The sequence below is a fragment of the Maricaulis sp. genome, from assembly GCF_030149235.1.
Taxonomy (GTDB): Bacteria; Pseudomonadota; Alphaproteobacteria; order Caulobacterales; family Maricaulaceae; genus Maricaulis.
On sequence record NZ_JASBRW010000055.1, the window covers coordinates 1 to 9,174 of the forward strand.

The window sequence follows — 9,174 nt, forward strand, 5'->3', positions numbered from 1 at the left end:
GGTCTCGATCTGCTCGCGACGTTTCTCCGCCGATTTGCGCCCGGAAAACATGGGCTGGGTCCACCTGTGCAACATGAAGGCTCACTATTCAAATAGCGCGCCAAATCACTTTCGTCACAGACTATTGAAGCGGATTATGGCCGGACCAAGAATAACCACGAACAGTACCGGCAGGAAAAACACAATCATCGGCACGGTCAGCTTGGCCGGAAGCGATGCAGCCTTCTTTTCGGCCGCAGCCAGGCGCATATCCCGGTTCTCTTTTGCCATGACCCGCAAGGCCTGGCCGAGTGGCGTGCCATAGCGTTCGGCCTGGATCAGGGACGTACACACCGCCTTCACACCGGGATGATTGGTGCGCTTGGCGAGGTTCTCATAGGCGTTGCGCCGGTCCTGCAAATATGCGAGCTCGGCGGTCGTCAGGGACAATTCCTCGGCCAGTTCGACCGATTGCGTGCCCACCTCCGTGGACACTTTGTGGAAGGCCGCCTCGATCGACATGCCCGATTCGACACAGATCAGCAGCAGGTCGAGCGCGTCGGGAAAGGCACCCATGATGGATTGCTGACGCTTGGCGGCGATGTTCTGAAGATAGAGGTTCGGTGCATAATAGCCCAACAGGCCGATACCGAAGGCAAAGCAGTAGCGCGTGATCGTTGGCAGGCCGAAATCATTGACCGCGAACAGATAGAACAGCGCACCGGCCAGCAGGATGATCGGCGAGGCCAGGCGGAAAAAGTAGAAGGCAACGGCGGGCCGGTTACCGCGCAGGCCAGCCTGTTGCAGCTTGTCCTGCAAGGCCGGGTCCTCGAACGCCTTTTGCAGGTTGAGCGAGTCGACGACCTTGCGCATCACGCCCTTGGCTTCGATTTCGCGGATCGAGCGGTTTTGCTTGCTCGCCGCATCCAGCTCTAGCTGTTCACGGCTCTTGCGACGCAGCTCCTCGCGGCGGTTCTGGACACCCTTGATCCGCTTGTCGAGCTTGTCGCCGCCCATGGCCGGCGAGGTCAGCGTCACAATGGTGGCGAAGACAAGAATGCCAGCAATCAGCGCGACCAGCATTTGCGGGTCGGTCAGGAAGTTCCGGATTTCGATGAAGCTGATATCCAAGACCCGACCACCCTAGATCTTGAAGTTGATCATGCCGCGCATGACCATGATGCCGATGAACATCCATGTCAGCCCGCCCAGCAGCATCAGCTGGCCGGTCGGGTGGACAAACATCGCGCTCATATAGGACGGCGTGGTGGCATAGACGATGCCGAGCACGCCCGGCGGCAGCGAACCGATAATGGCGGCGGAGGATTTGGCTTCCGAGGACAGGGCCCCGATCTTTTCGCGCATCAGCTTGCGCGAGCGCAGCACGTTAGAGAGATTGCCCAGCGTCTCGGCCAGGTTACCACCGGTCTTTTGCTGGATAACCAGCACGGTCCGGAAGAAGTTGATCTCCGGCAGCGGCATGCGGTCACACATGCGGTTGAGGCCATCTTCCAGCGACACACCGACGGCGATGCCCTCGACCAGTTGCTTGAATTCCGAACCGACCGGGTCCGGGCTCTCCTCGGCGATTATCTTGAGACATTCGTTGAGCGGCAGGCCGGATTTCACACCGCGCACGATGATGTCTAGCGAATTGGCAAATTCCCGGGTGAAGGCCTTCTGACGGCGGCCACACAAAAAGCCCAGCCACCAGCGCGGCAGGCCGAGACCGCCGACCACGGCCAGTCCGCCGACAACCAGCAGCGACTGGCCGGTCAGGAAAGCGATCGCGGCCATGACCATTGCGGCCACGGCAGAGCCAATCCAGAATGCCGAAGGGGAAAACTCCATCCCGGCCTGCTGGATGCGTGATTTCAACGAGACCTTCTTCTTGCGCGCGTCCTTCTGGCGCTGTTCCAGGTCTTTCAGCGATTCCGCGATTTGACGCCGGCGTTGGGCGGCCTGGTCCTGGGGACCGCTCTGACGCCGGCCGCGTTGAGCACCGCCGGTACCGCCGACCGCGCGACTCATGCGCTTTTTCGCCTGCGCATCGCCCATCGCGCCAGCCGCCACCCAGCCCACACCGCCGACAGCGAAGAAGGCGGCGAGCGCAGCGACCAGAAAGGCGATGTCTGAATTCATGGCTTAGGCCTCCGAGGCGTCGAGCGCCTGAGCGAGCTCGCGATCGAGACCGAAATAGCGGGCACGGTCCCAGAATTTCGGGCGGGCGATACCGGTCGAACAATGACGGCCGGCGATATTGCCGTCGGCATCCTCGCCCTGGATTTCGTAGACGAAGAGGTCCTGGGTGATGATGACCTCACCCTCCAGACCGACCACTTCGGTTATATGGGTGATCTTGCGCGAGCCATCGCGCAGGCGGGCCGCCTGGACGATGACGTCGATCGAGCCGACGATCATCTCGCGAATGGTCTTGGCCGGCAGGTTATAGCCGCCCATGGTGATCATGGATTCGATCCGCGACATGGCTTCACGCGGCGAGTTGGCGTGCAGCGTGCCCATCGAACCGTCATGACCGGTATTCATGGCCTGAAGCAGATCGAACGCCTCGGGGCCGCGCACCTCACCGACAATGATCCGTTCCGGGCGCATACGCAGGCAGTTCTTGACCAGATCGCGCATCGTCACCTGGCCCTGACCTTCAAGGTTGGGCGGGCGGGTCTCGAGACGCACCACGTGCGGCTGTTGCAGCTGCAGCTCGGCGGCGTCCTCACAGGTGATGACGCGCTCATCTTCCTCGATGAAACCGGTCATACAATTGAGCAGCGTCGTCTTCCCCGAACCGGTACCGCCGGAGATCAGCACATTACAGCGGCTGGCGCCGATAACGCCGAGAACCTTCGCGCCTTCCGGCGTGATCGAGTTGAAGTTGACGAGATTATCCATCGTCAACTTGTCTTTCTTGAACTTACGAATGGTCAGCGTCGGACCATCCAGCGCCAGCGGGGGCGCGATCACGTTGACGCGCGACCCGTCCATCAGGCGGGCGTCACAGATCGGCGAGCTTTCATCGACCCGGCGGCCGACCTGGCTCACGATCCGCTGACAGATATTCATCAGCTGGCCGTTATCGCGGAAGCGGATATTGGTCTTCTCGACCTTGCCATTGACCTCGATGAAGACGTTGTCGGCGCCATTGACCATGATGTCGGCAATGTCGTCGCGGGCCAGCAGCGGTTCCAGCGGACCGTAGCCGAGAACGTCGTTACAGATGTCCTGGAGCAGTTGTTCCTGCTCGGCGATCGACATGGCGACGTTCTTGATCGAAATGATCTCGGTGACGATGTCGCGGATTTCTTCTGCGGCCGTGTCCTGGTCGAGACGCGCCAATTGACCCAGATCGATGGTGTCGATCAGGGCATTAAAGATCGTCGTCTTGATCGCGTAATATTCTTCGGAGCGATTACCGCTATCACCGGCCGGGCGCGCGGCTTTTTTCGGCTTGGGCTTGGGCGCAGCAGCAGGCTTTGGCGCTATTTGCGCCGTTTCACCCGGACGTGCCGAACCCGCCTCCGGCTTGGGGCGGGTTTCGGTCGTCGTGGCCGGTGGAACCGGCTCTTTCCGGGGTGCCGGGGCTGTCGGGCCACCGGCGCGCTTGCCGAACATGCTCGATTAGCCTCCGAACATCTTGGAAATAAAAGACTTGCGGCGCGGTGCGGCCGGCGTGCGGCCGGTCACGAGGCTGGCGAGATGGCCAAACCCGTCGGCCGCCTTCGACTTCGGGTCGACCTCATTGATCATCTGGCCGTTATTGGCGGCCTTTCCGAACAATTGCGGCTCGAACGGCATGACCAGGACCGGCGGAGTGCCCAGCGCGTCGGCAAAATCCTTGAGCGGGATTTCGGGGCGTTTGGGCATGCCGGCCATATTGACCACGACTTTCGGCGGCTCGTCATTGGGGCGCGACCCGGCGACAAGGTCGAACAGGTTCTTGGCGTTGCGCAGGGAGGCCAGATCCGGCGTCACCGTGACCACAACCTCATCGGCGGCCAGCAGGGTCTGTTTCAGCCAGGGCGTCCAGACATGCGGCAGGTCGAGGGTGATGAAGGGCGCCTGACGGCGGACCTTTTCCAGCACCATCTCGTAATCGGTCGGCGAGAAATCCCAGTCGCGATCCAGCGTCGCCGGTGCGGAGAACAGGCTCAACCGGTCGGTACAGCGCACCAGGAGGCGGTCGAGCAGCGCATCATCAAGACGATCCGGTTCCGACAGGGCATCGCCCAGCGTCTGGGCCGGATCCTGATTGAAATCGAGACCCGCCGTGCCCCAGGACAGGTCCATGTCCATCAGGACGGCGTCCTGGGCCAGGCTCTCGGTCAGCGCCCAGGCGCAGTTGTGAGCGATCGTCGAGGAGCCGACACCACCCTTGGCACCGATAAAGGCGATCGTCTTGCCGGCGAAGGGCTGGTCCGGGTCCAGGAAGAGTTCGGACACGGTGCGAATAACGTTCAGCGGCGTCATCGGCGGCACGAGATATTCGCTCACTCCGCGCTTGATCAGCTCGCGATAGAGCGTGATGTCATTCGTCGCACCAATGATGACCACCTTGGTCTCGGGATCGCAGACCCCGGCCAGGTGTTCGAGCTGTTCGAACAGGCCGCGACCCCGCATGCCGGTCTCGATGATCAAGAGGTTCGGCGTGGTCTCGTCATGATAGCGCTCAATGGCGGCAGGCAGCCCGCCCATATCGATCTTCAGGTGCGCCTTGGCCAGGCGGCGATCCTCGCCGACCGTGGTCATCAGGGCACCGGTTTCCGGACGCTCGCAGAAGGCACCAATGGTGATGCGCGGCACCGGCTGGGCCGAGATCTCGTCATCGATCTCGCCATACATCGGCTCGGCCGGCATCAGTCCGTCCGCCAGCTCGCTCTGCAGCTCGGCAAAGAGCGGATTGGTCAGGTCTTCCTCGACCGCAGCCGCCTCTTCGACCACGGCCTCGGCGTCAAGGAATGGATCCTCGGCGCCTTCAAAACCGGTGTCGTCGGCCAGCTCGCTGGCCCCGAAACGGTGTCCGGTATCGGTTCCTGCCTGCTGAGCCTCAAGCTCTTCGCGGGTTGCTTCGCCCAGCATAAGACGTTCAACGTCAGATGCGTCCATGAACGGGTCTTCGTCGTCATAGAAACCGTCATCATCAAGGGCACGATTTGCGTCAGCCATGCTCGTTCCTTTCGTCCCCCTAGTTCCCGACCCGTGAAACAGCGCCACTTTCATATTCGCTACGCTGAGAGGTGGTGGATTCGCCGCGGCGATACCGTTCGATGACCTCCTGGCGGCGGCCGGCATCAACCGGATCCGCGTCGCGCGCCATGATCAGATCGCGCGGATCGACAATCATCGCAGCAAGATTGGTGGCCAGGGCGCAGCCGAAGCGCGGATGATGTTCATTATCCAGCTCCAGCGCCAGGTTATGCCATTCCATATCACAATCGGGGCCCACGGCCTCGTAGCGCACGAAGGAGAACACCAGGGCGCCGTTCTCATTGCCGTCAGCCAGATAGGTGCCGCCGGAAATCTGGCGCCAGTTGATGCCGGCGTCATAGAGATAGGTCCGGGCATTGGCGAGCGCGCGCATGGCGGCTTGCTCATTGGCCGCCCCATGCGGATAGCTGATCACCAGCGGGCCGTGACCGCGCACCTTGTATTCGTCGGCAATGGCGGCGAGCTGTGCTTCCTGGGCCCAGGTCAGGCCATTATCGCGCGGGTCGATGACCATGCTCGAGCGATAGGTCTCGGCCTGCGCGCTCGGGGCCGGCAGTCCGAGGCCAGAAACAACCTCACGATTATCGGTCGTGGCGCAGGCCGCGAGCGCGGTCGAAAGCACCAGTGCCAGGATTGCGGATTTGAGCATTTTTGTTTTCATCTTTGCTCCTCCCACCTATTCGAATTGGAAGCCGACTGGGCCGTTCCAGCCCTGGCCTTCAGTGTCCGCACCCGGAACCGCGTAGACGCGGTTGAGGCGGCCAAACAGCAGGGCCTCGGCTTCCGTAGCGGCCTGGAAACCGTCGGCCGGCGTTGCCATCTCGTTCGGATTGGTCGCATCGACCAGGTAGGGCGTGACCAGCACGACCAGCTCGGTCTCCTGGTTGGCATAGTCGCGGCTGCGGAACAGCGAGCCGAGGACCGGGATATTTTCCACGCCGGGGACGCTATCGAGATTCTGGCGGGTTTCCTCTCGGATCAGACCGGCCAGAACCAGGCTGCCGCCAGAGGGTAATTCGACCGTGGTCTCGGCGCGGCTGACGCTCAGTGCCGGTATGGTCAGGCCTTCCACCGTACCGACCACGGCGCCGCTATCGTCGGTGACCAGGCTTTCGGCAAAATTCAGCGCGCCCTGGGTCGACAACTCCGACACCTCGGTGGAGATGCGCATGGAGATGCGGCCTTCCGACAGCACCACCGGGGTGAAGCCGAGACCCACACCGAAGGGCTTGAACTCGATGATGATATTGCCGTCACGGTCGCGGCCGACCGGAACCGGGAACTCACCACCGGCGAGGAAGTTGGCGCTTTCGCCACTAATCGCCGTCAGGTTCGGTTCGGCCAGGGTCCGCACAACGCCGACGCGCTCCATGGCCTGAAGAAGGCCACTCACGCCGCTCACACCGCCGCTATTGCCGCTGGTCCAGTCGAAGGCCGTCTGCAAACCGCGCAGGAAGCGGCCGGTCAGAGAAAACTCATGGTCAGTGGCAACGCGAACATCGAACTCGCCACTGGTCGCCGCGGTCGACAGGTTCACACCCAGCTGACGCGCGATCGTGCGGCGCATTTCGACGATGCGGACTTTCAGCATCACCTGGTCGCGCGCTTCAATATTGACCATGGACAGGATGGAATCGGGATCATCGACCCAGCGCTGGGCAATGCGCAGCGCGGTATCCGCGGAGGCCGCATTCGGCACAGAGCCGGACAGGACGATGTGATCATTCATCGCCTCGGCCTGCACCCGGGCACCCGGCAGGAAACGCTCCAGCGCGTCCTGCAAAGGCTCGAGATCACGCTCAACGCGCAGGTTGAGGTCGAGGATCAGCTGGCCATTGGCGTCGAAGAAGAACGCATTGGTCTGACCGACACCCATGCCCATCAGATAGGCCCGGCGCGGCGTGCGCACGACGGCATCAACCACATCGGGATTGGTCACCAGCACATCAGCGACATCGACCGGCAGGTGGACGACAGCAGCCTTGCTCAGCGGCAGATCGAGGTCTTCAGAAACAGGTCCCTCACCCGGCGCGCGGATATGTACTTGCATGGTGTTGCCGCGTTCGGTGTTCTGGGCATGGGCCAGGGCCGGTGCGAAGACCAGAGCCAGGACGAGGACGAAATTACGCATCATGCCGGTCATCCCTATTGCTCCCCGCTGGCGCTGGCCATGACGCGGCCGAAGCGGATTACCGTTACACCGGTCGCGCCTTCGCTGCTGGCCGTGGCTTCGCCCAGGGTCATACCGTCACCCAGCATCGGACCGCCTTCGGCATCGGCCAGGGCCCGCAGGACCAGCGCGACTTCACCGCGGATGACCGCCATGGAAACGGCACGGGCCTGGTCCGGGGACAATTCCAGCGTCGCGGTCTCACCGACCACCGAGCCTTCGCCATCAACTTCGGCAAAGGTCTGGTCGATCGCCAGGACACGGGCGTTCTCGACAATGGTCTGGGCCATGAAATTGCGCGACATGCCCATCGTGTCTTCCTCGATGAAGGACACGATGACGTCGACGCGGTCATTGGGAAGAATGAAGCCACCCGCACCGCGGTCGGCCGAGATCGGCACGGCGACAGCGCGCATACCCGGCGACAGCACGGCCGACATGAAACCGGCATCACCCTGCTGGACGAGGCGGCGGCCCGTGATCGGCTCACCCTGGCGGATCTGGGCGCGCACAACAGAGCCGGCAAAATCAGAAGCGTCCTGGCCTCGGCCTTCAACGATATAGCCCGGCGTCATGCCCTCTTCCGGCCAGGTCTGCCAGTAGAAGTCGGAGGCGCTGACCCGGTCGCCGACGGCAAGGTCCTGGCGCGCCGCGAGGACGCGGGTGGCAGGGCGCTGTTCTTCAACCTGAACCGCGACCGGAGCCGGCGATGTCATGGCCTGACGCACGAAGAAGGCCACGGCGATCGCGGCGATCGCGGCGGCGACAAGAATGGCAATTCGGACCGCGTTCATTGGAATTACGGGACCTCAAGGACGCAAAAACACGATTGCGATCAGACGCCGAATTCCTCAAAGTCGCGTTAATTATACCGGTTCAATCCGTTCTATCGGGCGAATTCGCCTAAAATCCTGCAGCGGATTGGCTTAAATGCCCGAAATGGCCAGCCAGGACTGGGGTGCAGCCCACAATGCGCCGGCCGCAAGGGCAATGCCGTAGGGCACCGGCGCTCCGCGGGCGAACAATGTGCCCTCGACCCAGCCGGGCTCACCGACCAGGCGTGGCAATCCTTCACGGACCATGACCAGGACGATGGCAAGCGCGCCACCGGCCAGCAGGGTGGCGAGCAGGAAAGCGCTCAATCCGGGCCAGCCGAACCAGAGTGCCGCCGCGGCGAAGAGCTTGGCATCACCGCCACCGATCCAGCCGGAGGCGAACAGGGCCATTCCCAGCAGAAGCGCCACGAAACCGGCACCGAGATGCAACCCCATCCCGACCCAGCTCAAACCGGAAAACGGCAGAAACAGCACAAAACCGAGCGCGACACCGCCGGCCAGCCAGTTGGGAATCCTGAACTGCGTGGCATCAAAGGCTGCCGCCAGCAGCATGGCCGCCAGAAAACTGTAGATGAAAATCTGCGCAAGCATTGACCGCTCCGAATACTTCCAAAGGCACTCTAGCCGATGAGTTTTAACCGAGCGTTGGCGTGCGGGCCGAGCCGCGCACAAAAAGCAGAGGCCGCTCCTTTCGGAACGGCCCCGCCATTTCACTCAACAGTGGTTGGCCTGGCTTAGAGTGCGCCGGCAACCGTGTTGAAGTTATCGCTGACGCCGGTGCCGAGCGCGGTAACAGCGCCGATGATCACGACTGCGATGAGAGCGGCGATCAGGCCGTACTCAATAGCGGTTGCACCAGATTCGTCTTTGAAAAAGCGAGAAACAAACTTCATTTTTATTACTCCCGTGTAGGTACCTCACCATCAGGAGCCGATCCGTCCCGACCCCTCCTGAACGATGCCCATTAAA

At 62.2% G+C, this 9,174-nt stretch carries 9 protein-coding genes; all 9 read right to left on the reverse strand.

Going from position 1 to position 9,174, the window contains the following annotated elements; translation table 11 throughout:
- Window positions 1–114: 114 nt before the first annotated feature.
- The 9 genes from Q1V51_RS07980 to Q1V51_RS08020 all read right to left on the reverse strand — a co-directional run bounded on the left by Q1V51_RS07980 (window position 115) and on the right by Q1V51_RS08020 (window position 9,098).
- The gene (locus Q1V51_RS07980) at window positions 115–1,062 is read right to left on the reverse strand and encodes a type II secretion system F family protein (RefSeq protein WP_366522721.1); all 948 of its coding nucleotides are present in this window, start codon (window positions 1,060–1,062) and stop codon (window positions 115–117) included.
- A 60-nt stretch (window positions 1,063–1,122) separates the two neighbouring features.
- The gene (locus Q1V51_RS07985; protein ID WP_300555083.1) at window positions 1,123–2,121 is read right to left on the reverse strand and encodes a type II secretion system F family protein; all 999 of its coding nucleotides are present in this window, start codon (window positions 2,119–2,121) and stop codon (window positions 1,123–1,125) included.
- Between the two features lie 3 nt (window positions 2,122–2,124).
- Window positions 2,125–3,606: a CpaF family protein gene (locus tag Q1V51_RS07990; protein WP_300555084.1), complete on the reverse strand. Its 1,482-nt coding sequence runs from the start codon at window positions 3,604–3,606 to the stop codon at window positions 2,125–2,127.
- 6 nt (window positions 3,607–3,612) lie between these two features.
- Window positions 3,613–5,157 carry an AAA family ATPase gene (locus Q1V51_RS07995; RefSeq protein ID WP_300555086.1) on the reverse strand — a complete coding sequence of 515 codons (1,545 nt, stop codon included), beginning with the start codon at window positions 5,155–5,157 and terminating at the stop codon, window positions 3,613–3,615.
- Window positions 5,158–5,176: 19 nt separating this feature from the next.
- On the reverse strand, window positions 5,177–5,860 hold the full coding sequence (locus Q1V51_RS08000) for a CpaD family pilus assembly protein (protein WP_300555089.1): 684 nt from the start codon (window positions 5,858–5,860) through the stop codon (window positions 5,177–5,179).
- Between the two features lie 15 nt (window positions 5,861–5,875).
- Entirely contained in the window at window positions 5,876–7,333 is a 1,458-nt protein-coding gene (locus Q1V51_RS08005; RefSeq protein WP_300555092.1) for a type II and III secretion system protein family protein, read from the reverse strand.
- 11 nt (window positions 7,334–7,344) lie between these two features.
- Window positions 7,345–8,163 carry a Flp pilus assembly protein CpaB gene (gene cpaB, locus Q1V51_RS08010; protein WP_300555095.1) on the reverse strand — a complete coding sequence of 273 codons (819 nt, stop codon included), beginning with the start codon at window positions 8,161–8,163 and terminating at the stop codon, window positions 7,345–7,347.
- Between the two features lie 132 nt (window positions 8,164–8,295).
- Complete coding sequence (locus Q1V51_RS08015; RefSeq protein ID WP_300555097.1) at window positions 8,296–8,796, reverse strand: prepilin peptidase; 501 nt, start codon at window positions 8,794–8,796, stop codon at window positions 8,296–8,298.
- A gap of 143 nt (window positions 8,797–8,939) precedes the next feature.
- On the reverse strand, window positions 8,940–9,098 hold the full coding sequence (locus Q1V51_RS08020; protein ID WP_300529331.1) for a Flp family type IVb pilin: 159 nt from the start codon (window positions 9,096–9,098) through the stop codon (window positions 8,940–8,942).
- Window positions 9,099–9,174 lie beyond the last annotated feature (76 nt).